Origin of the sequence: Nocardioides sp. cx-169, from assembly GCF_021083605.1 — a bacterium.
In the GTDB taxonomy this organism is placed as follows: Bacteria; Actinomycetota; Actinomycetes; order Propionibacteriales; family Nocardioidaceae; genus Nocardioides.
Genome location: NZ_JAJNRO010000008.1, coordinates 128,369 through 153,481, shown reverse-complemented (window position 1 = coordinate 153,481; position 25,113 = coordinate 128,369). Strand labels below are relative to the sequence as shown.

Genomic DNA, 25,113 nt, shown 5'->3' with positions numbered 1-25,113 from the left:
GCGGCCGCTCAGCAGCGGTCGGACTCGTTGGCGCAGTAGTCGCGCAGCTGCTGCTTGTAGGTCAGGAACTCGTCGTAGCTCTCGGTGAACTTGGTCTCGCCGGTCTCCAGGTCGACGGTCACGTAGAACAGCCAGTCTCCGTCGGCGGGCTTGCTGGCCGCCTGGATCGCCGCGTCGCCGGGCGCCTCGATCGGCCCCGGCGGCAGGCCGACGACCTCGTAGGTGTTGTACGGCGAGTCGACCTTCAGGTCCTCCGACGTCGGGATGGCCACGAGCGAGCGGTCCAGGGCGTAGTTGACCGTCGCGTCGATCTGCAGCTTGCCGACCGTCGGCCCGCTCGGGTCGGCCAGCCGGTTGTAGATCACGCGCGCGATCCTGGGCATGTCGTCACCTCGACCCTCGGCCTCGACCAGGCTGGCCACGGTCATGAGCTCGTGCGGCGTCAGCCCCAGCTCCGCGGCGGCCGACTCGAGGTTCGCGTCCTCCGCGGCCTGCTTCCACCGGTCGACCATGGCCTTGAGCATCGAGGCCGGAGTCTCCTTGGGGCCGAAGGAGTACGTCGAGGGGAAGAGGTAGCCCTCCGGGTCGCCCTCGGCGTAGCCGGGCAGACCGAGCTTGCCCGGCTGGGCCAGCGCCTTCACGAACGCGCCGCGCTTGAAGTCGGTCTTCTCCACGAGGATGTCGAGGATGTCGACGACCCGCAGGCCTTCGGGGATGGTGATGGCGTTGGAGACCAGGTTGGCCGGCTGGATCAGGATCGCGAGCGCATCCTCGGCGGCCATCTCCTTCTTCAGCGCGTAGAAGCCCACCTGGATCCCGCCGGCCTTGGGCTCGGCGTTTGCTGCGCTGACGAACGCGTCCACGGATGCCACGACGCCCTGGTCCTTGAGGTTGCGGCCGATGTCGGTCGCGGTGTCGCCGGAGCTGACCTCGAAGCTCACCTGCCCGGAGCCCGGGCCGGGGTAGTCCTCGGCCTCGCCGAACTGGTCCTTGACGAAGTCCACGCCCTGGGTGACTCCGACGTAGAGCAGACCGCCGAGCACGGCCAGGACGATCAGCACGGGCAGGCAGCCCGAGACGCCGCGTCGCTTGCGGCGCCGGCCGCCCGGCCGGGGCTCGTAGACGTCGTCGACGAAGGAGCCCTCGTCGGGGTCGTCGGCCCGGTCGGCCGCGGGCTGGTTCATCGGCTCACTCATGGGTCTCCTCCACGATCTCACCCGGTGCGAGCCCCGAGGCGCGTTCGGTGTCGAGCGCGTGCTGCAGGATCAGGACGGCGGCCGCCTGGTCCACCACGGCACGTCGTTTGCGGCCCTTCTGGCCACGGTCGCGCAGCATAGCCTCCGCCGACACGGTGGTCAGCCTCTCGTCGCACAGCCGCACGGGGACGGGCGCTACCGTGCGGGCCAGGCGCGCCGCGAACTCGCGCACCTTGGCCGCCGCCGGCCCCTCGCCGCCGGAGAGCGACCGGGGCAGCCCGACGACCACCTCGACGGCCTCCTCCTCGGCCAGGATCTGCGCGATCCGGCGCAGGTCCCCCTTGCCGCGCCGTACCGTCTCGACCGGCGTCGCCAGGAAGCCCGAGGGGTCGCTGCGCGCCACCCCGATCCGGGCGTCCCCGGGGTCGATTCCGAGCCGTACGCCGAAGCGCATCAGCTGCGAGCCACCTCGACCGGGACCAGGGCCAGCGCCTCGTCGATGCGCGACGCATCGGTGCCGCCGCCCTGGGCCACGTCGTCCTTGCCGCCGCCCCTGCCGCCGAGCAGCGGCCCCACGGCCCGCACCAGCGCGTTGGCCGAGAGCCCCCGCGAGCGGGCCTCGTCGTTGACCGCGGCGACGACCGCGACCTTGGCGTCCGCCCCGGAGCCGGTGGAGCCGACGATCACGACGACGCCGGGCTCCGAGGGGCTCATCCGGCTGCGGACGTCGAGGGCGAGCGTGCGCACGTCCGCTCCGCCGGCACCGTCGGCGCGCTGGGCCACGACGTTGACGTCGCCCACCTTGGTCGCGGACGCCGCGAGCTGCCCGGCGCCGGCGAGCAGCTGGGCGAGCCGGCCCCGCTCCAGCTCCTTCTCGGCCTGGCGCAGGCGCTCGACCAGGTCGCTCACGCGACCCACCAGGTCGTCGGGCTGCGTCTTCAGCAGCCCGGTCAGCTGGTCGACCACGTCGCGCTCACGCGCGAGGTAGGCGAAGCCCTCGACGCCGGTAAAGGCCTCGATGCGGCGGTTGCCGGAGCCGACCGAGGACTCACCGGTGACGACGATGGTGCCGATCTGCGAGGCGTGGGAGACGTGGGTGCCGCCGCAGAGCTCGCGCGACCAGGGGCCGCCGATCTCGACCACGCGCACCTTCTGGTCGTCGTAGGTCTCGCCGAACAGCGCGATCGCGCCCCACTCCTTGGCCTCGGGCAGGGTCATGTACTGCCAGTGCACGGGCAGGTCGGCGCGCAGCGCCTCGTTGGAGACCTGCTCGATGTCGCGGACCTGCGCCGGCGAGAGACCGGAGGTCCAGCCGAAGTCCAGCCGCAGGTAGCCCGGGCGGTTGTAGGAGCCCGACTGGAGCGCGCTGGGGCCGAGCACCTGGCGCAGCGCGGCGTGCACGACGTGGGTGCCCGAGTGCGCCTGCCGCGCCCCGACGCGCCAGTCGCGGTCGACCTTGGCGTGCAGCAGCGAGCCGGGGGTGAACTCCCCGTCCACGACGCGCACCTGGTGGACGACGAGCCCGCGCACCGGGCGCTGCACGTCGAGCACCTCCAGCCGACCGCCGTCGAACTCGATGGTGCCCGCGTCGGCGACCTGACCGCCGGACTCGGCGTAGAACGGGGTGCGGTCGAGCACGAGCTCGCCCACCTCACCCTGCGCCAGCGAGGTGGCCGGAGCGCCGCCCGTGAGCAGCGCCAATGCGCTGGACTCGGTCTCGTCGGTCTCGTAGGCGAGCCACTCGGTGGGGCCGTGCGCGTCGAGGATGCCGCGGTAGACCGTCGTGTCCGCGTGCTGGCCCTTCTTGGCGCGGGCGTCTGCCTTGGCCCGCTCGCGCTGCTCGGTCATGAGCGCTCGGAAGCCGGCCTCGTCGACGCTGAGCCCGGCCTCGGAGGCCATCTCCAGCGTCAGGTCGATCGGGAACCCGTAGGTGTCGTGCAGCGCGAAGGCGCGGTCTCCGGACAGCGTGGTGGCGCCGCTGGCCTTCACCTGGCCCGCGGCGAGGTCGAAGATCTGGGTGCCGGCCTGCAGCGTCTTGCGGAAGGCCTCCTCCTCGGCGTACGCGACACGGGCGATGCGGTCCCAGTCCCGGTGCAGCTCGGTGTAGGTCTCCCCCATCTTGTCCCGGCTGATCGGCAGCAGCTCGGGCAGCGCCGGGTCCTCGTAGCCGAGCAGCCGCATGGACCGTACGGCGCGGCGCAGCAGCCGCCGCAGCACGTAGCCGCGCGCCTCGTTGCCGGGCGTGACGCCGTCGGCGATGAGCATCATCGAGCTGCGGACGTGGTCGGCGACGACCCGGAACCGGACGTCGTCCTCGTGGCTGGTGCCGTAGGTGCGACCGGTCAGGGCCATGGCCCGCTCGATCACCGGGAACATGACGTCGATCTCGTACATGTTGTCCTTGCCCTGCAGCAGGTACGCGACCCGCTCCAGGCCCATGCCGGTGTCGATGTTCTTCCGCGGCAGGGTGCCGGAGATGTCGAAGTCCGACTTGCTGCGCACGGCGCTGAGCTCGTCCTGCATGAAGACCAGGTTCCAGAACTCCAGGTACCGGTCACCGGCGTCCCAGTCGCGCTCCGCGCCGTAGGCGGGGCCACGGTCGATGAGGATCTCGCTGCACGGGCCGCCGGGCCCGGGCACGCCCATGCTCCAGTAGTTCTCGGCGGGGGGCAGGCGCACGATCCGGTCGTCGGGCAGGCCGGTGATCCGCCTCCACAGCGCCACCGCCTCCTCGTCGCCGTCGAGCACCGAGGGGTAGAGCACGCTCTCGTCGAAGCCGAAGCCCCCGTCGGCCTGGGACTTGGTGACCAGGTCCCAGGCGAGCTCGATGGCGCCCTCCTTGAAGTAGTCCCCGAACGAGAAGTTGCCGCACATCTCGAAGAAGGTGCCGTGGCGGGTGGTCTTGCCGACGTCCTCGATGTCCGGGGTGCGCACGCACTTCTGGACGCTGACCGCGCGGTCGTACGGCGGGGTCTCCTGGCCGAGGAAGTACGGCTTGAACGGCACCATGCCGGCGTTGACGAACAGCAGGTTCGGGTCGTCGAGCAGGAGCGACGCCGATGCCACCGCCTGGTGGGCCCCCACGGTCTCGTTGCGCTCGAAGTGAGCGACGAACCGTCGGCGGATCTCCGCGGTGTCCATCAGCTGATGCCTTCCTTGTCCTGGGTGGTGGTGATCTGAGTGGTGGAGTCGTGCGGTGCCGAGCCGGTGAGCTCGGGGGTCCCGTGGGGCACGAGGCCCAGTCGCTCGCGCAGGTCCGCCTCCGCGTCCGCCTTGCCCTGGGCGACCTCGTCGCGGAACATCCGGGCGCCCACGACCGCGGCACCCACCCGGTCGCGCAGCCCGTCGGCGGTCAGGGCCTCCGCGGCGCGGCGGCCACGCACCATGGCGTAGACACCGGCCCCGGCCCCCGCGACGAACCAGAGCCCGCGCCTCATGCTGCGGGTTCCTCGGTGTCGAGGCCGGCGCGCTGACGCGCCTCCCACTCGCGCCTGGCCTCCTTGAGGTCCGCGCGGCGTTGCTTGCGCGAGCGCTTGACCTCGCGCTTCATCTCGAAGCGAATCCGGTGGCGCGCCTCGGGGGCGAGCGCTCGGCGCAGCCCCGACACCAGGGACGCCGCCTGCACGACGCTCTCGCGCAGCACCAGGTCGGCGAACAGCGGCGCGGCGACGGCGGGCACCGCTGTGGGGAGTGCCGCCGGCTCCCCGATCCGGGTGATGACGTAGTCGGTGTCGTCGGGCGGCGCGGTCACGGGGGCGGTGGCCACCGCGGTGTCCAACCGCCGCTCGATCTCCGCCACCTGTGCACGCAGCGCCTCGGCCTCCGCCTGCGCCGCAGCGCGGTCGCGGACCGCGCGACGACGCCCGCGCACGGTGGCGACGGCGAGGGCGCCGACCACCAGGAGCATGACGACGAGCGCGGACACGATGGTCCACGCCGGCACGGTCCAGTCCTCGCTCACAGTCGTCGACCCTATCGCGACGGTGTCGGGCCTCCACCTCGGATAAGACGGCGGATGCGGTCCCAGCGCTCCTTGACCGCCGCCTCGGCGCCCAGACCGGTCGGGCGGTAGTACTCGGCGTCCTTGACGACGTCCGGAGCGTACTGCTGCTCGGCGACCCCGTAGGGCTCGTCGTGGCTGTACTTGTAGGTCTTGCCGTGCCCGATCTTCTTCGCGCCCGCGTAGTGCGCGTCGCGCAGGTGCGGGGGCACGGGGCCGATCTTGCCGGCCCGCACGTCGGCGCTGGCGGCGTCGATGCCCTTGATGACCGCGTTCGACTTCGGCGCCACCGCGAGGGCGATCGTGGCCTGGGCGAGGTTGAGCCGGGCCTCCGGCATCCCGATCAGCTGGACGGCCTGGGCCGCCGCCACGGCCGTGGTCAGCGCGGTCGGGTCCGCGAGCCCGATGTCCTCGCTGGCGAGGATGACCAGGCGCCGCGCGATGAAGCGCGGGTCCTCCCCCGCCTCCATCATCCGTGCGAGGTAGTGCAGCGCGGCGTCGGCGTCGGAGCCGCGGATGGACTTGATGAAGGCGCTCGTGACGTCGTAGTGCTGGTCTCCCTGACGGTCGTAGCGCACCGCGGCCTGGTCGACGGCCGTCACCGCGGTGCTCAGGTCGACCACGTCGGAGCCACGGGCCGCCGCGGCGCCGGCCGAGGCCTCCAGGTAGGTCAGTGACCGGCGGGCGTCGCCCCCGGCCAAGCGGACCAGATGGTCGAGCGCCTCGGGCTCCACGGTGAACCGGCCGGCGAGGCCGCGCTCGTCGGTGATGGCCTGGTCGAGCACCCGGCGTACGTCGTCGTCGGTCAGCGACTCCAGCCGCAGCAGCAGGCTGCGCGACAGCAGCGGCGAGATGACCGAGAAGAACGGGTTCTCCGTCGTGGCCGCCACCAGCGTCACCCAGCGGTTCTCGACCCCCGGCAGCAGGGCGTCCTGCTGCGCCTTGCTGAAGCGGTGCACCTCGTCGACGAACAGCACGGTCTCCCGCTGCGCGTTGACCAGCTCGGCCCGGGCGGCGTCGATGGCCGCACGGACCTCCTTTACCCCGGCCGAGACCGCCGACACCTCGACGAAGCGCCGGTCGGTCTGCTGGCTGAGGATCGCCGCGATCGTGGTCTTGCCGGTCCCCGGCGGTCCCCAGAGCAGCAGCGACATCGACTGGTCGCCCTCGATCAGCTGCCGCAGCGGGGAGCCGGGGGCGCGAAGCTGGGCCTGACCCACGAGCTCGTCCAGGGTCCGGGGACGCATGCGCACCGCCAGGGGGGCGGAGGCATGCGTGTTGCCGGCCAGGGAGCCGGCCCCGGAGCGCTGGCCCCGCGACGAGGAGGTCGCGGGCGCTCCGAACAGACCCTCAGGCTCGTCCAAGCGCCTTCGCATCCAGGTCGAACCACGTGTCGTCGTAGCCCGGCTTGTTGGTGATCAGCGGGCTCGGGCTGGCGCCGGGGTCGGGGCTGCCCGTGTCGTCGGTGCCGAGCAGGCGCGCTGTGATCGGCGTGTCCGGGTGCTGCCCGACGCGCCCGGGGAAGTGGCAGGCGACCTTGTGGCGCGCGCCGATCTGCAGCAGCGGCGGCTCGTGCTTGGCGCAGATCTCCTGGGCGATCGGGCAGCGGGTGCGGAACCGGCAGCCCGAGGGCGGGTTGATCGGGCTCGGCACGTCGCCCTGCAGGCGGATCCGCTCGCGGCGACCGCCGATGGCGGCCTGCTTGACGTCGGGCACGGCGGACAGGAGCGCCTGGGTGTAGGGGTGGCGGGCGTTCTCGTAGATGCTGTCGCGGTCGCCGATCTCGACGATCTTGCCGAGGTACATCACCGCGACCTCGGGGCAGAAGTGCCGCACGACCGCGAGGTCGTGGGCGATGAAGAGGAACGCGACGTCGAACTCCTTCTGGATGTCCTGGAGCAGGTTGATGACCTGCGCCTGGATGGACACGTCCAGGGCGGAGACTGGCTCGTCGGCCACGAGCAGCTTCGGGTTGAGCGTCAGCGCCCGCGCGATGCCGATGCGCTGACGCTGGCCCCCGGAGAACTCGTTGGGGTAGCGGTTGTAGTGCTCCGGGTTGAGCCCCACGATCTCCAGGAGCTCTTGGACGCGGGGCAGGATCTTGTTGCGCGGCAGCACGTTGTGCACCTGCAACGGCGTGGCGATGATGGAGCCGACCGTGTGGCGCGGGTTCAGCGAGCTGTAGGGGTCCTGGAAGATCATCTGGACCTCGCGGCGCAGCGGCTTGAGCTGACGCTTCTTCAGATCGGCCATGTTGCGGCCCTCGAAGAGGATCTTGCCGCCGGTGGGGTCGTAGAGCCGCGTCACCAGCAGCCCGGTGGTGGACTTGCCGCACCCGGACTCGCCGACGAGTCCCAGCGAGCCGCCGCGCGGGACCTCGAAGGAGATGCCGTCGACCGCCTGGACGTCGCCCACCTTGCGGCGCAGGAAGCCCTTGGAGCGGACCGGGAAGTACATCTTGAGGTTGTCCACCTCCAGCACCGACCCCCGGGAGACATCGAGCTCGGCGGCCGAGTGCGCGAGCGCCGCCTGCTCCTCGAAGGTGATGGCCTCAGGCTCGGCCTCGAGCGCGACCGGGTCCTCCGGGAGGCTCTCGGTCACGGCGTCACTCTCGGGCATCGGGGGTCTCCTCGGCCAGGTCGGGGGCGATCACGGTCAGGACCTCGCGTGCGTAGATCTCGTCCGGATCGGCCAGGTGGCAGCGCTTGAGGTGCGCGGGGCTGCGGCCCGGCAGCAGCTCGGGCGTCGTGGTGAAGCAGAGATCTCCGGGCACCTTGTCCACGTGCGTGCAGCGCGGGTGGAACGGGCAGCCGCTCGGCGGGTCGAGCAGGCTGGGCGGGCTGCCCGGGATGGGGATCATCCGGGCGCTCGTGTCGGCGTGGACGTCCGGGATGCTGGAGAGCAGCCCCCAGGTGTAGGGCATCTCCGGGTGCGTGAGGATGTCCTTGGCGCTGCCGTACTCGACCGCGCGGCCGGCGTACATGACCAGCACGTCGTCGGCCATCTCCGCCACGACCCCGAGGTCGTGGGTGATGATGATGACCGCGGAGTTGAACTCCCGCTGCAGGTCCTGCAGGAGGTCCAGGATCTGCGCCTGCACCGTCACGTCCAGCGCCGTGGTCGGCTCGTCGGCGATCAGCAGCGACGGGTCGTTGATCAGGCCCATCGCGATCATGGCGCGCTGACGCATGCCGCCGGAGAACTGGTGCGGGTAGTCGTCGACGCGCTTGTCCGGCTGCGGGATGCCCACGCGGTCGAGCATCTCGATGGCCTGCCGGCGGGCGTCGCGCTTGCTGGCGTCGGGGTGGTGGACCAGGTAGGCCTCGCTGAGCTGCTTGCCGATCCGGAAGAACGGGTGCAGCGCGGCGAGGGCGTCCTGGAAGATCATCGCCACCGAGCTGCCGCGCAGCTCCCGGAGCTTGTCCTCCGAGAGGCCGACGACCTCGGTGCCGCCGACCCGGATCGAGCCCTCGATCTGGGCCGAGCGGCGATCGTGCAGCCCCAGCACGGCCATGCTCGAGACGGACTTGCCCGACCCCGACTCCCCCACGATGCCCAGCGTCTTGCCGAGCTCGACGGAGTAGGAGAGGTCGGTGACGGCCTGCACCAGGCCGTCGGCCGTGGGGAAGCGCACGGTGAGGTTCTCGACCTGGAGGTACGGCGCGCCGGTGACGCGGCCGCGGGAGTCCAGGCCGGTGTCCAACGCGGTCATGCGAGTCTCACTCTCGGGTCCAGCCAGCTGTAGACGATATCCACCACGATGTTCATGATGACCACTGAAACAGCCAGGACCAAGGACGTGGCCTGCACCACGGGCAGGTCCTTGATGTAGGTGGCGTCGATCGCCCACTTGCCGATGCCCTCGAGAGAGAAGATCTGCTCGGTGAACACGGTGCCGGACAGCAGGAACGCGACGTCGAGGCCGAAGATGGTGACCACGGGCACCAGGGCAGACCTCAGCGCGTGCTTGCCGACCACCGTGCGGCCCTTGAGACCCTTGGCTCTCGCCGTACGGACGTAGTCCTCGTTGAGCGCCTCCACCATGGCCCCTCGGGAGTAGCGGGTGTAGGACGTGGCGCCGTAGATGCCCATGACCAGCCACACCAGCAGCAGTCCCGACGCCCACTTCAGGGGGTTGTCGAAGAACGAGACGTAGGTCACCTCTGGGAACAGCGATGTGCTCAACGTGAGCAGCAGGAAGCTCAGCAACGCGACCAGGTAGTAGGGGATGGAGCTGAAGACCAGGGTCGAGGCCACCAGCATCTTGTCCGAGACGGTGCCGCGTCTTCGCGCGGCCAGGACCCCGATGGTGACGCCGACGAGCAGATAGAGGGACGCTGCGCCGATCGCGAGGCTCACGGTGACCGGGAACCGCTCCTTGAGCTGCTCGGTCACCTGGCTCTTGTCGCGGTAGGAGAGACCGAGACAGGGCGCGGCGCAGTCGTAGGTGGCCGCGCCGAGCTGGATCTCCCGGTCGGTGACCAGGCCCTTGACCCACTTGCCGTACTCGACGTAGACGGGGTTGTTGTAGCCGAGACGCTCTTCGTACTCGGCGAGCCGGGGCGAGGTCTCGCCGCACCGGCCGTTGGTGTCGCGGCGGCAGAGCTCGAGCGCGGGACTCTTGGGGCCGTACCAGAACAGCAGGTAGACCAGCATGGAGACCATCACGACGATCAGGAATCCGGAGATTATCCGCCTGACCAGGAACGAGAGCATCGAGCTCCTCCAACTATGACTTGCGGGAGCCGGGTGGGGTCCGTGGACCCCACCCGGCCCGCTGAGTGGTGTTACCGGGCTACGCGGATCTACTTGATGTAGATGGACCGGTAGTCGGGAGCGCCGCCGACAGAGGTGTCGTTGGCGAACCCACCGACAGTGCTGCCGATGCCGAAGATGTTCTGGTAGAAGCCGGAGTTGATCACGGGCATGTACTCCGTCATCACCTCGTTCTCCAGCTCACCCCAGGCGTCGGCCTGCTCGTCGACGGGCAGCCTGCGGATCTCCTCCATGCGGTCGTCCACGGCCTTCTCGGAGAAGCCGCCGGTGTTGTACGCGGCACCGGTCTCGAGGATCGGGGGCAGGAACGTCGCCGCAGACGGCCAGTCCTGGCACCAGGCGGTACCGAGCAGGTTGATCTGCTTGTACAGCTTGCTGTCCGGGTTGGTCCAGACGTCGTAGAGGCTGCCACCCGTGTAGGGGTACATCTCCACCTTGAAGCCGGACTCCTCGTAGCCGCGCTTGCGCTGGTTGGCGCCGGCCTCGCCCTCAGGCGTGGAGGCGTCGTAGACGAACTGGACCTCGTACTCGCCCGGCTCGAAGCCGGCCTCCTTCAAGAGCTCCTTGGACCGCTCGGGGTCGTAGGTGATCTGCTCGTCGTCGATCGGGCCCTCCCACGGGATGCGACCGGCCATGCCCGGGGGCAGCAGGCCGTAGCCCAGCGACTCGTCCGTGACGCCGTTGGCGCGGGTGACACCGGCGACCTCGCCGGCAGCCGACCAGACGTTCTCGTAGTCGTAGGCGAAGGCGAGCGCCTGACGCACCTCGAGCTCGGGGATCTTCTCGTAGTTGGGCATCACGAAGCTCGTGCACGGCTGAGGACCGACGAGGATGTTGTCGTCCTTGCCCTCCTGGCGCGCCTTGTTGTAGTCCGTGCCCTGCAGGGCGGTCACGACGGTGGTCGCGCCGGCGTCGCTGAGGACGGTCTCGCCCGCGACCTGGGGCTGGACGTCGAACTCGAAGGTGTACTTGTCGACGAGCTGACGACGGGCCGGGTCGGTGGCCGGGTCCCACTGGTCGTTCTTGACCAGCGTGAGGGACTGGTTCGGGACGAACTTCTCGATCTTGTAGGGGCCGGTCGACAGCGGCTTCTGGCCGTAGTCGGTCTTGTCGGCGTTCAGCGGCACCGGGCCGATGGCCGGGAAGATGGAGTAGTAGTCCATCTCCGCGAACGGGGTGCTGAACTTCATGACGATCTCGTTGCCCTCGGTCGTGACCGCGGGGAAGTTGTCGCCATCGACGTAGGGACCGTTGTACTCCTCGCCACCCTCGAAGTAGGGCTTGGAGTACGACGTGCCGGGGCCGGTCGCGAAGGTGTCGGCGTCGAAGGTGCGCTTGATGCCGAAGGCGACCTCCTCAGCGGTGACCGGCTGGCCGGTCTCCCACTTGATGCCGTCCTTCAGGGTGAAGCGCCACTCGGTGAAGTCCTCGTTGGGGGTGCCGAGGTCGGTGGCGAGGTCGGGGACCAGCTCGTAGGCGCCGTCGTCGTTCTGGCGGAACGTCGTCAGCGAGCGCAGCAGCAGGTCCTGCGCGATGGCGTTGTCGGTCACCGACCACAGGGCGGCGGGGTCGAGCGTGTCCGGGCCGTCGTCGGGGTCCGGAGCGAGGATCTTGAGCTCGCCGCCGGCCTTGGCGCCCTCGACCTCAGGGGCCGGCCCCTGAGCCTCGGGGTCCTTGCCACCGGCGGACGAGTCGGTCTCGGTGAACGAGTTCTCGTTCCCGTTGTCACCGTCGTCGCCGCCGCCGCCGCAGGCCGCGAGGGTCAGCGCCAGTGCCGCAGCGCTCACGCTGGCGACCAACACCTTCTTGCGTTTCATAGTCGTGCCTTTCGTTGTGTGCGTTGGCTGCGCGATCGGCGCAGCCGACGTGGGGGGACTGCTAGCGACGCGTCTTGGGGTCGAACGCATCCCGGATGGCGTCGCCGAGCAGGTTGAGCGCGACCACCAGCACCGCGATGCCGATGACCGGGGCCAGCATGAACTGGGGGTAGAGCTCCCACCAGTTCGTGGCCGTGTTGATCGTCCGGCCCCACGACTCGCGACCGAACACACCGATGCCGAGGTAGGACAGGCCCGCCTCCGCTGCGACGTAGGCCGGGAGACCGAGCGAGAACGACACGACGATGGGCGCGATCAGGTTGGGGAGCATCTCGCGGCGCAGGATGCGCGCCGTCGGCACGCCGATCACCCGGGCGGCCTTCACGAACTCGCGCTCGCGCAGCGAGAGCACCTCGCCGCGCACCAGGCGTGCGACTCCCATCCAGCCGAAGATCACCAGGATCGCGACCAGCGACCAGAAGCTGACCGTGCGCATCATCTCCGGCTCCGTGCCGAAGCGCTCGTTGATGATCGGCGCGATCGCCAGCGCCGCCACCAGGAACGGGAAGGTGAGGAACAGGTCGGTCACGAAGGAGATGACCGCGTCGACCACGCCGCCGAGGAACCCGGCGAGCAGGCCGAGCGTGACCCCGACGAGGGTGGAGAGCACCGCTGCCATCGTGGCCAGGAACAGCGAGGTCCGGCACCCTTCGAACCAGACCGCGAGGTTGTCGGTGCCGGTGGACGGCGCCACACCCAGCGGGTGGGCGGGGTCGAAGCTGCCGTTGGGGGGGCCCTTGAGCGGCAGGCCCGACGCGAGGTTCACCCGCTCGCTGGCACGGACGGTCTCGGTGGACACGCCGAAGAGGCTGCACAGCTGGTCGGCGAAGATCGCGATGAGCGCGAAGAACACCACGATCGCGAAGCAGACCACCGCGATCTTGTCCTTGCGCAGACGGTCGAGGGCGATCCGCGTCGGAGAGCGGCCTGCGATCTTCTTGCGCTCCGCCTCCGGAAGCGGCGCAGCATCCTCCGGCGTCCCGAGCTCTTGGACCGGCAGGGTCATGCAGTTCCCCTCTGGGTGTGGTGGGCAGGCACCGCCTGGGCGGTGCCGCCCGTGACTCTATGTGACACAGTGCGCCGTCCGGGTCTCCCCGACGTAACGATCTGGTCTCGGCAGGTTTGTCGAGTGTTTATCTCGCGCCTCAGGGCGAAGGGGAGGAATCCTTCGCAGCAACGGCGTCGACACCGGCCTCCTTGCGCTGGGCCGCCGTGATGGGGGCGGGTGCCGCCGTGAGGGGGTCGAAGCCCCCTCCGGACTTGGGGAAGGCGATCACGTCGCGGATCGAGTCGGTGCCCGCGAGCAGCGCCACGATGCGGTCCCAGCCGAACGCGATGCCGCCGTGGGGCGGTGCGCCGAACTTGAAGGCGTCGAGCAGGAAGCCGAACTTCTCCTGCGCCTCCTCCTCGCCGATGCCCATGATCGCGAAGACCCGACGCTGTACGTCCTCACGGTGGATACGGATCGACCCGCCGCCGATCTCGTTGCCGTTGCAGACGATGTCGTAGGCCCAGGCGATCGCGCTGCCGGGGTCCTGGTCGAAGGACTCCAGGTCCTGCGGCGAGGTGAACGCGTGGTGCACCGCCGTCCAGGCGCCACTGCCGACGGCGACGTCACCCGCGGCGGTCGCCTCGTCTGCCGGCTCGAAGAGCGGGGCGTCGACGACCCACAGGAAGCTCCAGGCGTCCTCGTCGATCAGGCCGCAGCGGCGGCCGATCTCGAGACGCGCGGCGCCCAGCAGTGCGCGGCTGGGCTTGGGCAGGCCGGCGCCGAAGAACACGCAGTCCCCCGGCTTGGCGCCGACGTGAGCGGCCAGCCCGGCCTTCTCCTCGTCGCTGATGTTCTTGGCCACGGGGCCGGTCAGCTCACCGTCCTCCTGGACCAGCACATAGGCCAGCCCGCGGGCACCTCGCTGCTTGGCCCACTCCTGCCAGGCGTCCAGCTGCTTGCGCGGCTGGCTCGCGCCGCCGGGCATCACGACGGCCCCGACGTAGGGCGCCTGGAAGACGCGGAACGGCGTGTCCTTGAAGTACTCGGTGCACTCGACCAGCTCCTGGCCCATGCGCAGGTCGGGCTTGTCGGAGCCGAAGCGCGCCATCGCCTCGGCGTAGGTCATGCGCGGCAGCGGCGTCGGCACGTCGTGCCCGATGAGCTTCCACAGCGCCGTGAGGATCTCCTCGGCGACCGCGATGACGTCGTCCTGGTCGACGAAGCTCATCTCGAGGTCGAGCTGGGTGAACTCCGGCTGCCGGTCGGCGCGGAAGTCCTCGTCGCGGTAGCAGCGCGCGATCTGGAAGTAGCGCTCCATGCCGGCGACCATGAGCAGCTGCTTGAAGAGCTGTGGGCTCTGCGGCAGCGCGTACCAGCTGCCGGGCTGGAGGCGGGCGGGCACCAGGAAGTCACGAGCCCCCTCGGGGGTGCTGCGGGTCAGCGTGGGGGTCTCGATCTCGACGAAGTCGTGAGCGTCGAGCACGTCGCGGGCGGCCTTGTTGACCTTGCTGCGGAGCCGCAATGCGGCGTTGGGACCCGAACGGCGCAGGTCCAGATAGCGGTGCTTGAGACGCGCCTCCTCCCCCACGTCCACGTGGTCGCTGATCGGGAACGGCAGCGGGGCCGCGGCGCTGAGCACCTCGACGTCGGAGGCCACGACCTCGATCTCGCCGGTCGCGAGGTTGGGGTTCTCGTTGCCCGCCTTGCGTGCGGTCACCTCGCCCGTCACCTTGAGGCAGTACTCGGCCCGCAGGTGATGGGCCACGGCCTCGTCGCGGATCACGACCTGGACGATGCCGCTCGCCTCGCGCAGGTCGATGAAGGCCACGCCGCCGTGGTCGCGCCGATTGGCCACCCACCCGGCGAGGGTGACGGTCTGGCCGACGTCCTCGGCGCGGAGGGCGCCGGCGTCATGGGTGCGGATCACTGCTGCTCCTGGTGTTCGGTGGTCGTACGGTTCGAGACGACCTGCGGTCGCAGGTCCTCGTTGGGCGGGCTCCAGGCGGCCGGATCGGCGTCCACCTGCTCACCGCTGCGGATGTCCTTGACCTGGTGGCCGCCGTCGTCCTGGCGGAACCAGACGAACGGGATCCCCCGTCGGTCGGCGTAGCGGATCTGCTTGCCGAACTTCTGGGCCGAGGCCGAGACCTCGGTGTTGATCCCGCGCGAGCGCAGCGCCGCGGCGACCGCCTCGCTCTCGGCGCGGGTCTCCTCGTCGGTGACAGCCACGAGGACTGCGCTCGGCACTGGGCGGCTGCCGGCGAGCACGCCGTCGGCGAGCAGCGGGACGAGCGTGCGGGAGACCCCGAACGAGACGCCCACGCCGGGGTACGTCGTCCGGCCGTCGCTGGCCAGTGCGTCGTAGCGACCCCCGCCGCCGACCGACTTCAGCCGCTCGTAGCCGGTCATGAAGATCTCCACGACGGTGCCGGTGTAGTAGTCCAGGCCGCGGGCGATGCGCAGGTTGGCCTCGACGCTGACGTGGCGCCGCTCCCCCGCGCCGCACCCGGCCACGACGGCGGCGAGCTCCTCGAGGCCCTCCTCAAGCAGCGGGTCCTCGACGCCGAGCGCGCGCACCCGCTCGACGAAGGAGGTGTCGGGCACGCGGATCGTCGCGAGCTCCAGGCACCGCTGTGCCTGCTCGGCGGTGGCCCCGGCGTCGCTGACGAGCAGCGCCGCCACCTGCTCGGCCGGCAGCTTGTCCAGCTTGTCGATGGTGCGGATCGCCGCGGTGACGTCCGGGACGCCGAGGCCGCGGTAGAACCCTTGGATGAGCTTGCGGTTGTTGAACTGGAAGCTCAGCGGGGGCAGCGGCAGCGCGTCGAGGGCCTCCACCATCACTCGCATCACCTCGACGTCGTGGTGGAAGGGCAGCTCGTCCTTGCCGACGATGTCGACGTCGGCCTGGGTGAACTGCCGGTAGCGGCCCTCCTGGGGCCGCTCCCCCCGCCAGGCCGGCTGGATCTGGTAGCGGCGGAAGGGGAACTCCAGGTGGCCGGCGTGCTCCAGCACGTAGCGCGCGAACGGCACGGTGAGGTCGAAGTGCAGGCCCAGCCCCGTGTCGTCGGCCGCGTCCTCGGCGTGCAGGCGACGAAGGACGTAGATCTCCTTGTCGACCTCGCCGCCCTTGGCGAGGCGGTCGAGCGGCTCGACGACGCGGGTCTCGATGTTGGCGAAGCCGTGCAGCTCGAAGCTGCGCGAGAGCGAGGCGACGACCTCGCGCTCGACGGCGCGGTGCGCGGGCAGGAGCTCGGGGAACCCGCTGAGCGGGGTGGGCTTGGCGTTCATGGCTCAGAGACCTCGGGTCACTCGGCCCGCGGACCCGTCGGTCGCCAGGTCCTGCAGGAATGGGTTGGTCGTGCGCTCACGGCCGATGGACGTCTGCTCGCCGTGACCTGGGAGCACCACGATGTCGTCGCGCAGCGGCAGCACCTTCTCGGCGAGGCTGCGCAGCATGGTGGGGTGGTCGCCTCCAGGCAGGTCCGTGCGGCCGATCGAGCCGGCGAACAGCAGGTCGCCGGAGAACATCACCTCCGAGATGTCGTCGGCGTCGTACGGCGAGCGGAAGGTGACCGAGCCCTCGGTGTGGCCCGGGGTGTGGTCGACCACGAACCGCAGACCGGCCAGCTCCAGCTCCTGGAGGTCGGAGAGCTCCTGGACGTCATCGGGCTCGGCCCACTCGTAGCTGCCCCCGAGCAGCATCGCGGTGCTCTCGCGCGACATGCCGGCCATGGGGTCGGTGAGGAGGTGGCGGTCGCGCGGGTGGATCCAGGCGGTGGCGTCGTATGCGCCGGCGACCGGGGCCACGCACCACATGTGGTCGATGTGACCGTGCGTGACCAGGACCGCGACCGGCTTGAGCCGGTGCTGGCGCACGACCTCGTCGACTCCCGCCGCGGAGTCCTTGCCGGGGTCGATGACCACGCACTCGCTGCCCGGCCCCGTCGCGGCGACGTAGCAGTTGGTGCCCCACGGCCCTGCGGGGAATCCGGCGATCAACACTCCGCAACAGTATCGAGACGAGCGAGTGGTCGTCCCGCCGGTATCTGCGCACTAGTGTGGGCCACTGCTTCTGCCGGGCAACGAACGAGGGACTGCAGTGACGAGCACCGAATGGGGCCGCGTCGGGGACGACGGCACCGTCTACGTGAAGACCGCCGACGGCGAGCGTGCCGTGGGGCAGTACCCCGTGGGCACACCGGAGGAGGCGCTGAAGTTCTACACCGATCGCTACCTCGCGCTGGAGACCGAGGTCTCCCTGCTCGACCAGCGGGTGCGGTCGGGGGTCCTCGGACCGGACGAGGCGGCCGAGTCGGTCAAGCTCGTCCGCGCGCAGGTGGTCGACGCCAACGCGGTCGGCGACCTGGCGGCGCTTGCCGCCCGGCTCGACTCCCTCGGCCCGGTCCTCGCGCAGCAGCGCGCTGCCCGCCGCGCCGAGAAGGCGCAGAGGTCCGCCGAGGCCAAGCAGCAGAAGGAGAAGCTGGTCGCCGCCGCCGAGAAGATCGCCGAGGGCACCGACTGGCGCCACGGCGCCAACCGGCTGCGTGACCTGCTGGAGGAGTGGAAGGCGCTGCCGCGCATCGACCGCGCCTCGGACGACGCACTGTGGAAGCGCTTCTCTGGAGCGCGCACGGCGTACACGCGTCACCGCAAGGCGCACTTCGCCGAGCAGGACGTGAAGCGCGAGTCCGCGCGGGTCATCAAGGAGCGGCTGGCCAAGGAGGCCGAGGAGCTCGCCGGCTCGACGGAGTGGGGACCGACCGCCGGGCGCTACCGCGACCTCATGCGCGACTGGAAGGCCGCCGGCCCGGCGCCCAAGGACGTCGACGACGCGCTCTGGGCTCGATTCCGTGGCGCCCAGGATGCGTTCTTCGGGGCTCGCGACGCCGCCAACGCGGCCCTGGACGCCGAGTTCGCCGCCAACGCCGAGGTCAAGGACAAGCTGATCGTCGAGGCCGAGGCGCTCCTGCCGGTCACCGACATCGAGGCCGCCAAGCGGGCCTTCCGCGACATCGCCGATCGCTGGGACGCCGCCGGCAAGGTCCCCCGCGACCGCATCAAGGACCTCGAGGCCCGGATCCGCAAGGTCGAGCAGGCGATCCGCGGCCTCGAGGACGAGCAGTGGCGCAAGTCCGACCCCGAGAAGTCCGCCCGGGCCGGCGACATGGTCTCCAAGCTGGAGGCCGCCATCGCCGGCGTCGAGGCCGACCTCGAGAAGGCTCGTGCCGCGGGCAACGAGAAGCTGGTCAAGGAGCTCGAGGAGAACCTCGCCTCCCGCCAGGCCTTCCTCGAGATGGCCAAGCGCGCCGCCCAGGAGTTCTCCGGCTGACCCGTCGGGCTGAGGGGGCGAGCAGCTACACGGGGTCGCCGAGGGCGCACTCGCACTCGAGCATGAGCCCGGTGAAGTGGGGTGCCAGGGAGGTGCCGCGGTAGATGCCGGAGCCCGCGGTGCTGTGGCCGTGGGTCTCGCCGAGCGCGTCGACGGCGAGGATGACCGCCGCTGCGGTGTACGTCGTGTGCTCGTGTGGCCAGTAGACGTCGTCGCCGAAGACCCAGCCCGTCCAGTACCCGCCGGTCTCGCTGCGCAGGTGCTGCATGTCGGTCAGCAGCGCGATCGCGCGGCGGTGCTCCCCCAGGCCGTCGAGCGCCAGGACCAGCTCGCAGGTCTCGGCCCCGGTCACCCAGGGGTTGGTGTCGACGCACCGGATGCCCAGGCCCGGGACCACGAAGTCCTCCCAGCGGCTCTCGATCAGCGCGAGGGCGTCCTCGCCACGAACGGCGCCCCCGAGGACCGGGTAGTACCAGTCCATCGAGTACGTCGACTTGTCCTCGAAGAGGTCGCGATGCTCGCGCAGCGCATGGCCGAGCCGGCCGCCGGCGAGCTCCCATTCGGGCTGGGGGTCCTCGAGCAGGTCGGCGAGCGCCACCCCCGCGCGCAGCGAGTGGTAGATGCTCGAGGACCCGGCCAGCAGTGCGAACGGCTCGGTCGGGGTCCAGTTGATGCCGCCGAACGGCAGCTGCTGCGACACCACCCAGTCCAGCCCGGCGCGCACCGACGGCCAGAACCGCTGCACGAACGCGAAGTCGCGCCGTACCAGCCAGTGGTGCCAGATCCCGACGGCGAGGTACGCCGACATGTTGACCTCGCCCCGGGGGTCGTCGACCTCGCCGGCGACGATCTTCATCGGCCACGAGCCGTCCTCGCGCTGCATGGTCGGGACCCACTCGTAGGCCCGCTCGGCGGCCTCGACCTCGCCGCCGACGAGCAGGGCCATGGCCGCCTCGACGTGGTTCCAGATGTCGACGTGCTCGCCGACCGTCCACGGGATCGCCCCGCAGGGCTCCTGCATGGACGCGATGGACGCCGCGGTCGCCGCGACGTCGGCCGCGCTCAGCACCCCGCCGACGTAGGGCAGCCGCGCCAGCGGGTCAGACATCGCCGTCCGTGGCGGGCGCCTCGGGCTTGCGGAAGTACAGCACCATGCTCTTGCCGATCATCGGGTCGAGCACCTTGCCGGCCCACCGCAGCACCTTGGGCTGCTTCATGATCTCCCACACGAGGAGCTTGTGGTAGGCCTTGGCGAGCGGGTGGTCGTCGTCGTTGACGCCGACGGCGCACTTGATCCACCAGTACGGCGCGTGCAGGCCGTGGGCGTAGTCCTTGCCCTCGAAGACCATCGCGTCGCCCGGCGTGCCGTCGTTGAAGCGGCCGGCCTTGGTGACCTTGTCGATGAGCTCGTGGTCGGTGTAGATCCGGATGTGGCCACCCTCGGCGTTGTGGTACTCCTCCGACAGCTTCCAGTTGATGACCTCCGGCAGCCACCGCGGCACCGAGATCGCCATGGTGCCACCCGGGCGCAGGACGCGCACCAGCTCCTTGATCGCGTCGACGTCGGCGTGGATGTGCTCGAGCACCTCGGCCGCCACGATGTGGTCGAACTCCCCGTCCGAGAACGGCAGCTGCAGGGCGTCACCCTGCTTGATGTCGGCCTCGGCGCCCGCGGGCACCTCGCCGGCCTCCTTCATCGCGCCGAACAGCTCGAGCACGCCGGCCAGCTCGTCGGCGTCCATGTCGAAGGCGACGACGTCGGCACCGCGGCGGTACATCTCGAAGGCGTGCCGGCCGGCGCCGCACCCCATGTCCAGCACCCGGTCCCCGGCGCGCAGGCCGAGGCGGTCGAAATCAACGGTCAGCAACGGAGCGCTCCTTCTCGAAGTCGGCGATGACGTGCTCGTACGCCGCGGCGACCGTCGCTGCCACCGCGCGCCAGCTGAACAGCTCCTCCACCCGCTTGCGCCCGGCGGCGCCCATGCGGGCTCGGCGCTCGGGGTCGTCGAGCAGGCCCTCGATGGCGGTCTTCAGCTCGCCCACGTCACCGGGGGTGACCACCTCGGCGCACTCGCCCTCGGGGCCCACGACCTCGGGGATCGCGCCGGCGCGAGACACCACGAGCGGGGTGGCGCAGGCCATCAGCTCGGCGGTGGGCAGCGAGAACCCCTCGTACAGCGAGGGGACGCAGGCCACCTCGGCGGAGCCCATCAGCTCGACCAGCTCGGCCTCGCTCACGCCGCTGACGAAGCGCACGGAGTCGCCGATCGCGAGTCTCTCGATGAGCTTCTCGGTGCGGCCGCCCGGAGCGGGCTTGGTCACCAGGACCAGCTCGACGTCGCGCTCGGTGCGGATCTTGGCGAACGCCTCGAGGAGCGTGTTGATGCCCTTCATCGGGGCGTCGGCACTGGCCATCGCCATGATCCGGCCCGGCACGCGCGGCTTGGTCGGGGGCCGGAACCCGTCGTCGACGCCGAGCAGGATGACCTGCATCTTCGCGGGGTCGACCCCGAAGTCCCGGGCGATGTCGCGCTTGGAGGTCTCCGACGGGGTCAGGATCCAGCGCAGCCGCCGCACCACCTTGCCCTGCATCCGCACGAACCCGTACCAGCGTCGCAGCGTCAGCTTGCGCCAGGGGTTGCGTGTCTGCTGCAGGTCGATACGGCGATCGAAGGTGATCGGGTGGTGCACGGTCGCGACCAGCGGCAGGCCCAGCTTCTCGATGTCGAGCATGCCGTAGCCGAGGACCTGGTTGTCGTGGGCGATGTCGAAGTCGTCGACCCGCTCGGCCAGCAGCCGCGCCACCCGGGTGCTGAACGTCTTCGGCTCGGGGAACCCGGCCACGCACATCGTCGCGAACTCCTCCACGTCGACGAGGTCGCGGAACTCGCGCAGCTTGGGGACCCGGAAGGGATCGGGCTCGCGATACAGGTCGAGGCTCGGCACCTTGGTCAGGGTGACCCCCGGGTCGAGCTCGGGGTACGGCTGCCCGGAGAACACCTCGACGGTGTGACCGAGGTTGGTCAGCTCACGACTGAGATGGCGCAGGTAGATGCCCTGACCTCCGCAGTGCGGCTTGCTGCGATAGGACAGCATGGCGATGCGCACGTCTCGCGACCCTCTCTCTAGTTCGGCCTGGCTGCTTCGGACTCCGGACAATGTCTGGATGGCCGACCCCCCGGGCCGGACGAAGTGGAACGCGTTCCTAGTATGTCCCACCAGGTTGGTAACCTGATCATGCACGCACTGAACCGCCCATGCTCCCTGGCACTTTCCACCGTCGCAACGTGCCGAGGGACACACGATCTTGGGGAGCCCACGTGAGCACCGCCAACTCCTTGACGGTGGAGGATCTCGGATCTGCCGCCCAACGCGACCGCCGCAAGCGCATCCTCGACGCGACCTACGAGCTGGCTTCGGAGGGCGGGTTCGACGCCGTCCAGATGCGCGCCGTCGCCGACAAGGCCGATGTCGCGCTCGGGACCCTGTACCGCTACTTCCCCTCCAAGATCCATCTACTCGTCTCCGCCCTGGGGCGCGAGTTCGAGCGGGCCGAGGCCCTGCTGCGGGAGAAGCCCATCCCCGGCGACACCGCCTCCGAGCGGGTCATCTACGTCCTGAGGAAGACCACCCGCGGACTGCAGGGCGACCCCCACCTCACCGAGGCGCTGACCCGCGCGTTCATGTTCGCCGACGCCACCGTGGCCAACGAGATCCACGCGGTCGGGATGCTGATGACCTCGATGCTCACCCACGCCATGCACCCGGGCGCCACGGAGCTCACCGAGCACGACGTCGCGATCGCCCGCGTCGTCGGGGACGTCTGGCTCTCCGCGCTCGTCGCCTGGGTCACCGGCCGCTCCACGGCGGCCGAGACCAGCGCCCACATGGAGACCGCCGTCCACCTGCTGCTGCGCGACTAGAGGCCCTTGCCGACCAGGCCCACCAGGTCGGCGATCGAGTCGCAGACCATGGTCGGCCGGTAGGGGAAGCCCTCCACCTCGCCGGGGTGAGTCGAGCCGGTCGCGACCAGGACCGTGCGGAGCCCCGCCTCCAGGCCGCTGATGATGTCGGTGTCCATACGGTCGCCGATCATCACGGTCGTCTCGGAGTGGGCGTTGAGCCGGTTGAGGGCCGAGCGCATCATGAGCGGGTTGGGCTTGCCGACGTAGTACGGCGTGCGACCCGTGGCCGTGCTGATCAGCGCGGCCACGGCTCCGGTCGCCGGCACCTTCCCGCCGGGGCTCGGCCCGCTCGCGTCGGGGTTGGTGGCGATGAACCGCGCACCGGCGTCGACCAGTCGGATCGCCCGGGTGATCGCCTCGAAGGAGTAGGTGCGGGTCTCCCCCAGCACGACGTAGTCGGGGTCCCGGTCGGTCATCACGTAGCCGATGTCGTGCAGCGCGGTCGTCAGGCCCGCCTCCCCCACGACGTACGCGGTGCCGCGCGGGAGCTGGTCGTGCAAGAACTGCGCGGTCGCCATCGCCGAGGTCCAGATCGACTCCTCCGGCACGTCCATGCCGCTGCGCAGCAGCCGGGCCCGCAGGTCGCGCGGGGTGAAGATCGAGTTGTTGGTGAGCACCAGGAACTGCAGGTCCGAGCGCTTGAGTGCCTCCACGAACTCCTGTGCGCCGGGGATCGGCACGCCCTCGCGCGCCAGCACTCCGTCCATGTCGGTCAGCCAGGTCTTCACGGGTCGATCCATGACCCCATTCTGGGCCACTCGCTACTGCAGGAACGCGGCGGTGGAGCCGCCGAGGTCCACGGGGGCGAGGCCGAGCTTGCGGTGGTCCCAGCTGCGGGTGCGCACGGGGTCGAGGCGGACCACCACGCGGTTCTTGGCCATGAGCTCGACCAACGGCTTGAGCTCCTCGGTGTACGGCGCGTGGTAGCGCTCGAACACGTTGACGCACACCTCCCACACCACGTCGGGGTCCTCGACCACCACGCCGGTGCCCTCCAGGGCGACCCCGCGCAGCTGGTCGTAGGTGTGGCCGGCCTCGACCAGGAACGACATGGTCGGGTCGCGGCGCAGGTTGACCACCTTCTGGGACTTGGCCTTGGTCTCGATCCAGACGTGGCCGTCGTGCACGGCGTACCACATGCCCACCAGGTGCGGTCGGCCCTGCGGCCCGAGGGTGGCGACGGTGGCGCTGCGCTGCTGGTGCAGGAACTCCACGACCTCGTCGTGGCTCATGACGATCTGTGCTCGCTGGTTGGCCATGGGCAGAGACTGTCACAGTGACGCTGTCAGCGTGACCCGGCTCACCCCCCGAACGCGTGGGTGGACGTGACGCCCCCGTCGACGGCGATCTCGGCGCCGTTGATGTAGCTCGACTCGTCGCTGGCGAGGAAGACGTAGAGCGGCGCGACGTCCTCGGGGCGACCGACCCGGCGCAGCGGCACCCGGGACGCGCCGTACTCCATCGCGGCGTCACCGCCGTGCACCCGGGTCATGGGGGTGTCGATCATGCCGGGGTGCACCGAGTTGACCCGGATCCCCTTCGGCCCCAGCTCCATCGCGGCGCACTTGGTCATGCCTCGGATCGCCCACTTGGTCGCGGCGTACGCCGTGCAGCCGGCCATGCCGGCCAGGCCCTCGACCGAGGAGGCGTTGATGATCGACCCGCCGCCGTTCTTGCGCATGGTGCGGCTGACCGCCTGCATGCCGAGGAAGCAGCCGAGCTGGTTGACCCGCCAGAGCAGCTCGACCTCGTCGGAGCCCATGCGCTCGATGTCGCCGAAGCGCAGGATGCCGGCGTTGTTGGCGAGCACGCCGACCGGCCCGAAGCGGGCGTGGGTCTCCTCGACGACGGCGGCCCAGGACGCCTCCTCGCTGACGTCGTGCGCGGCGAAGTGGGCGTCGCCGCCCAGCTCGTCGGCCAGCGCCTGCCCCTGCTCCTTCGCGACGTCGGCGATCACGACGCGCGCGCCCTCGGCGACGTAGGCACGGGCGATGCCGGCGCCCTGGCCCTGCGCGCCGCCGGTCACGATGGCGACCTTGCCGTCGAGTCGACCCATCTGGTCCTCCTCTAGATGGTGAGCTGCATGATCGAGTCGGCGGCGAACCCACGGCCCGGGTCCCGGTCGCCGAAGTACCCGCCGAGCTGCCGGTCGAGGTCCTCGAGCGTCCAGGCCGTCCCGGCCTTGTCGAAGCGCTGCTCGAGCACCGGCGCCGCGACCAGGGCGACCATCCCGCCGTACACGACGAAGACCTGGCCGGTGATCGACTCGGCGGCGGGCGAGGCGAGGTAGGCGACCAGCGGGGCGACGTGCTCGGGCGAGTACGGGTCGACCTCGAGGCCGGAGTCGTCCTCGCCGAAGACCTGCGCGGTCATGGCGGTGCGGGCCCGGGGACAGATCGCGTTGGCGCGCACGCCGACCCTGCCGAGGCCGCGGGCCGTGGAGAGGGTGAGCGCGGCGATGCCGGCCTTGGCGGCGGCGTAGTTGGCCTGCCCCGGCGAGCCGCCCAGGAACGCCTCGGAGGCGGTGTTGACGACGCGGGCGTAGACCGGCCCTCCGGTCTCCTTCGACCTCGCGCGCCAGTACGCCGCGGCGTTGCGCGAGAGCAGGAAGTGCCCGCGCAGGTGGACCCGGATGACCGCGTCCCACTCGTCGTCGCTCATGTTGAAGAGCATCCGGTCGCGGGTCATGCCGGCGTTGTTGACGACGATGTCGAGCGAGCCGAAGCCGTCGACCGCGGCCGCCGCCATCGCGTCGGCGGTCGCGCGCTCGGCGACGTCCCCCTCGACGATGCTCACCTCGCCGCCCCCCGCCTTGATCGCCTCGGCCGCCTCGTCGGCGGCCCCCGGCAGGTCGTTGAGGACCACCCGGGCGCCGGCGGCGGACAGGGCGAGCGCCTCGGCGCGGCCCAGGCCGGCGCCGGCCCCGGTCACGACGGCGACCCGGCCGTCCAGGGAGAGGTCGGTCGGGGTCATGCGGCT

At 70.6% G+C, this 25,113-nt stretch carries 23 protein-coding genes; 2 read left to right on the top strand and 21 right to left on the bottom strand.

What is annotated here, in order from left to right; translation table 11 throughout:
* Positions 1–8: 8 nt before the first annotated feature.
* The 14 genes from mltG to LRP67_RS12845 form a co-directional block, all read right to left on the bottom strand.
* The gene (mltG, locus tag LRP67_RS12910; RefSeq protein WP_231270571.1) at positions 9–1,196 is read right to left on the bottom strand and encodes an endolytic transglycosylase MltG; all 1,188 of its coding nucleotides are present in this window, start codon (positions 1,194–1,196) and stop codon (positions 9–11) included.
* Entirely contained in the window at positions 1,189–1,650 is a 462-nt protein-coding gene (ruvX, locus tag LRP67_RS12905; protein WP_231270570.1) for a Holliday junction resolvase RuvX, read from the bottom strand. The genes mltG and ruvX overlap by 8 nt, the downstream gene beginning before the upstream one ends.
* Positions 1,650–4,337 carry an alanine--tRNA ligase gene (gene alaS / locus LRP67_RS12900; protein WP_231270569.1) on the bottom strand — a complete coding sequence of 896 codons (2,688 nt, stop codon included), beginning with the start codon at positions 4,335–4,337 and terminating at the stop codon, positions 1,650–1,652. The genes ruvX and alaS overlap by 1 nt, the downstream gene beginning before the upstream one ends.
* Positions 4,337–4,633 carry a DUF6167 family protein gene (locus tag LRP67_RS12895; RefSeq protein WP_231270568.1) on the bottom strand — a complete coding sequence of 99 codons (297 nt, stop codon included), beginning with the start codon at positions 4,631–4,633 and terminating at the stop codon, positions 4,337–4,339. The genes alaS and LRP67_RS12895 overlap by 1 nt, the downstream gene beginning before the upstream one ends.
* On the bottom strand, positions 4,630–5,157 hold the full coding sequence (locus LRP67_RS12890) for a hypothetical protein (RefSeq protein WP_231270567.1): 528 nt from the start codon (positions 5,155–5,157) through the stop codon (positions 4,630–4,632). Before LRP67_RS12890 ends, LRP67_RS12895 begins: the two co-directional genes overlap by 4 nt.
* Before the next feature lie 11 nt (positions 5,158–5,168).
* Positions 5,169–6,560 carry a replication-associated recombination protein A gene (locus tag LRP67_RS12885; protein ID WP_231270566.1) on the bottom strand — a complete coding sequence of 464 codons (1,392 nt, stop codon included), beginning with the start codon at positions 6,558–6,560 and terminating at the stop codon, positions 5,169–5,171.
* Positions 6,547–7,653, bottom strand: a complete 1,107-nt coding sequence (locus LRP67_RS12880; RefSeq protein ID WP_231270651.1) for a dipeptide ABC transporter ATP-binding protein — start codon at positions 7,651–7,653, stop codon at positions 6,547–6,549. The genes LRP67_RS12885 and LRP67_RS12880 overlap by 14 nt, the downstream gene beginning before the upstream one ends.
* Before the next feature lie 148 nt (positions 7,654–7,801).
* Positions 7,802–8,908, bottom strand: coding sequence for an ABC transporter ATP-binding protein (locus LRP67_RS12875; protein WP_231270565.1), 1,107 nt, complete (start codon positions 8,906–8,908; stop codon positions 7,802–7,804).
* Positions 8,905–9,912 carry an ABC transporter permease gene (locus tag LRP67_RS12870; RefSeq protein WP_231270564.1) on the bottom strand — a complete coding sequence of 336 codons (1,008 nt, stop codon included), beginning with the start codon at positions 9,910–9,912 and terminating at the stop codon, positions 8,905–8,907. Before LRP67_RS12870 ends, LRP67_RS12875 begins: the two co-directional genes overlap by 4 nt.
* Positions 9,913–10,001: 89 nt before the next feature.
* The gene (locus LRP67_RS12865) at positions 10,002–11,789 is read right to left on the bottom strand and encodes an ABC transporter substrate-binding protein (protein WP_231270563.1); all 1,788 of its coding nucleotides are present in this window, start codon (positions 11,787–11,789) and stop codon (positions 10,002–10,004) included.
* A 61-nt stretch (positions 11,790–11,850) separates the two neighbouring features.
* Positions 11,851–12,855 (bottom strand): ABC transporter permease, encoded by a 1,005-nt coding sequence (locus tag LRP67_RS12860; protein WP_231270562.1) that lies wholly within the window; start codon positions 12,853–12,855, stop codon positions 11,851–11,853.
* 139 nt (positions 12,856–12,994) lie between these two features.
* On the bottom strand, positions 12,995–14,767 hold the full coding sequence (gene aspS / locus LRP67_RS12855; RefSeq protein ID WP_231270561.1) for an aspartate--tRNA ligase: 1,773 nt from the start codon (positions 14,765–14,767) through the stop codon (positions 12,995–12,997).
* Positions 14,764–16,128 carry a histidine--tRNA ligase gene (hisS, locus tag LRP67_RS12850; RefSeq protein ID WP_231270560.1) on the bottom strand — a complete coding sequence of 455 codons (1,365 nt, stop codon included), beginning with the start codon at positions 16,126–16,128 and terminating at the stop codon, positions 14,764–14,766. The genes aspS and hisS overlap by 4 nt, the downstream gene beginning before the upstream one ends.
* A 3-nt stretch (positions 16,129–16,131) precedes the next feature.
* Positions 16,132–16,842: an MBL fold metallo-hydrolase gene (locus LRP67_RS12845; protein ID WP_231270559.1), complete on the bottom strand. Its 711-nt coding sequence runs from the start codon at positions 16,840–16,842 to the stop codon at positions 16,132–16,134.
* A gap of 97 nt (positions 16,843–16,939) precedes the next feature.
* Between LRP67_RS12845 and LRP67_RS12840 the strand changes: the two genes are divergently transcribed.
* The gene (locus tag LRP67_RS12840; protein WP_231270558.1) at positions 16,940–18,169 is read left to right on the top strand and encodes a DUF349 domain-containing protein; all 1,230 of its coding nucleotides are present in this window, start codon (positions 16,940–16,942) and stop codon (positions 18,167–18,169) included.
* A 25-nt stretch (positions 18,170–18,194) separates the two neighbouring features.
* On the opposite strand, the gene LRP67_RS12835 is transcribed toward LRP67_RS12840, so the two are convergent.
* The 3 genes from LRP67_RS12835 to LRP67_RS12825 are packed head-to-tail and all read right to left on the bottom strand — an operon-like array spanning position 18,195 to position 21,277.
* On the bottom strand, positions 18,195–19,277 hold the full coding sequence (locus tag LRP67_RS12835) for a prenyltransferase (protein WP_231270557.1): 1,083 nt from the start codon (positions 19,275–19,277) through the stop codon (positions 18,195–18,197).
* Positions 19,270–20,037: a class I SAM-dependent methyltransferase gene (locus tag LRP67_RS12830; RefSeq protein ID WP_231270556.1), complete on the bottom strand. Its 768-nt coding sequence runs from the start codon at positions 20,035–20,037 to the stop codon at positions 19,270–19,272. Before LRP67_RS12830 ends, LRP67_RS12835 begins: the two co-directional genes overlap by 8 nt.
* Positions 20,024–21,277, bottom strand: coding sequence for a glycosyltransferase family 4 protein (locus tag LRP67_RS12825; protein WP_231270555.1), 1,254 nt, complete (start codon positions 21,275–21,277; stop codon positions 20,024–20,026). The genes LRP67_RS12830 and LRP67_RS12825 overlap by 14 nt, the downstream gene beginning before the upstream one ends.
* 212 nt (positions 21,278–21,489) lie before the next feature.
* Here LRP67_RS12825 and LRP67_RS12820 point away from each other — a divergent pair, with 212 nt between their 5' ends.
* Positions 21,490–22,092, top strand: coding sequence for a TetR family transcriptional regulator (locus LRP67_RS12820; RefSeq protein ID WP_231270554.1), 603 nt, complete (start codon positions 21,490–21,492; stop codon positions 22,090–22,092).
* On the opposite strand, the gene LRP67_RS12815 is transcribed toward LRP67_RS12820, so the two are convergent.
* From LRP67_RS12815 to LRP67_RS12800, 4 genes are read right to left on the bottom strand one after another with little or no spacing between them, the layout of a single operon-like run.
* Positions 22,089–22,874 carry an HAD-IIA family hydrolase gene (locus LRP67_RS12815; RefSeq protein ID WP_231270553.1) on the bottom strand — a complete coding sequence of 262 codons (786 nt, stop codon included), beginning with the start codon at positions 22,872–22,874 and terminating at the stop codon, positions 22,089–22,091. The two genes, LRP67_RS12820 and LRP67_RS12815, sit on opposite strands and share 4 nt — an antisense overlap.
* A gap of 21 nt (positions 22,875–22,895) precedes the next feature.
* A complete protein-coding gene (locus tag LRP67_RS12810; RefSeq protein WP_231270552.1) occupies positions 22,896–23,393 on the bottom strand; it encodes a pyridoxamine 5'-phosphate oxidase family protein in 498 nt (165 codons plus the stop codon).
* 41 nt (positions 23,394–23,434) lie between these two features.
* On the bottom strand, positions 23,435–24,190 hold the full coding sequence (locus LRP67_RS12805) for an SDR family NAD(P)-dependent oxidoreductase (protein WP_231270551.1): 756 nt from the start codon (positions 24,188–24,190) through the stop codon (positions 23,435–23,437).
* An 11-nt stretch (positions 24,191–24,201) separates the two neighbouring features.
* Positions 24,202–25,107, bottom strand: coding sequence for a 3-oxoacyl-ACP reductase (locus LRP67_RS12800; protein WP_231270550.1), 906 nt, complete (start codon positions 25,105–25,107; stop codon positions 24,202–24,204).
* Positions 25,108–25,113 lie beyond the last annotated feature (6 nt).

Coding starts and splice junctions, on each gene's coding strand:
- mltG (WP_231270571.1), bottom strand. CDS start 1,196: ATGAGTGAGCCGATGAACCAGCCCGCGGCCGACCGGGCCGACGACCCC.
- ruvX (WP_231270570.1), bottom strand. CDS start 1,650: ATGCGCTTCGGCGTACGGCTCGGAATCGACCCCGGGGACGCCCGGATC.
- alaS (WP_231270569.1), bottom strand. CDS start 4,337: ATGGACACCGCGGAGATCCGCCGACGGTTCGTCGCTCACTTCGAGCGC.
- LRP67_RS12895 (WP_231270568.1), bottom strand. CDS start 4,633: ATGAGGCGCGGGCTCTGGTTCGTCGCGGGGGCCGGGGCCGGTGTCTAC.
- LRP67_RS12880 (WP_231270651.1), bottom strand. CDS start 7,653: ATGTACTTCCCGGTCCGCTCCAAGGGCTTCCTGCGCCGCAAGGTGGGC.
- LRP67_RS12875 (WP_231270565.1), bottom strand. CDS start 8,908: ATGACCGCGTTGGACACCGGCCTGGACTCCCGCGGCCGCGTCACCGGC.
- LRP67_RS12870 (WP_231270564.1), bottom strand. CDS start 9,912: ATGCTCTCGTTCCTGGTCAGGCGGATAATCTCCGGATTCCTGATCGTC.
- LRP67_RS12865 (WP_231270563.1), bottom strand. CDS start 11,789: ATGAAACGCAAGAAGGTGTTGGTCGCCAGCGTGAGCGCTGCGGCACTG.
- LRP67_RS12860 (WP_231270562.1), bottom strand. CDS start 12,855: ATGACCCTGCCGGTCCAAGAGCTCGGGACGCCGGAGGATGCTGCGCCG.
- hisS (WP_231270560.1), bottom strand. CDS start 16,128: ATGAACGCCAAGCCCACCCCGCTCAGCGGGTTCCCCGAGCTCCTGCCC.
- LRP67_RS12835 (WP_231270557.1), bottom strand. CDS start 19,277: ATGTCTGACCCGCTGGCGCGGCTGCCCTACGTCGGCGGGGTGCTGAGC.
- LRP67_RS12815 (WP_231270553.1), bottom strand. CDS start 22,874: ATGGATCGACCCGTGAAGACCTGGCTGACCGACATGGACGGAGTGCTG.
- LRP67_RS12810 (WP_231270552.1), bottom strand. CDS start 23,393: ATGGCCAACCAGCGAGCACAGATCGTCATGAGCCACGACGAGGTCGTG.
- LRP67_RS12805 (WP_231270551.1), bottom strand. CDS start 24,190: ATGGGTCGACTCGACGGCAAGGTCGCCATCGTGACCGGCGGCGCGCAG.
- LRP67_RS12800 (WP_231270550.1), bottom strand. CDS start 25,107: ATGACCCCGACCGACCTCTCCCTGGACGGCCGGGTCGCCGTCGTGACC.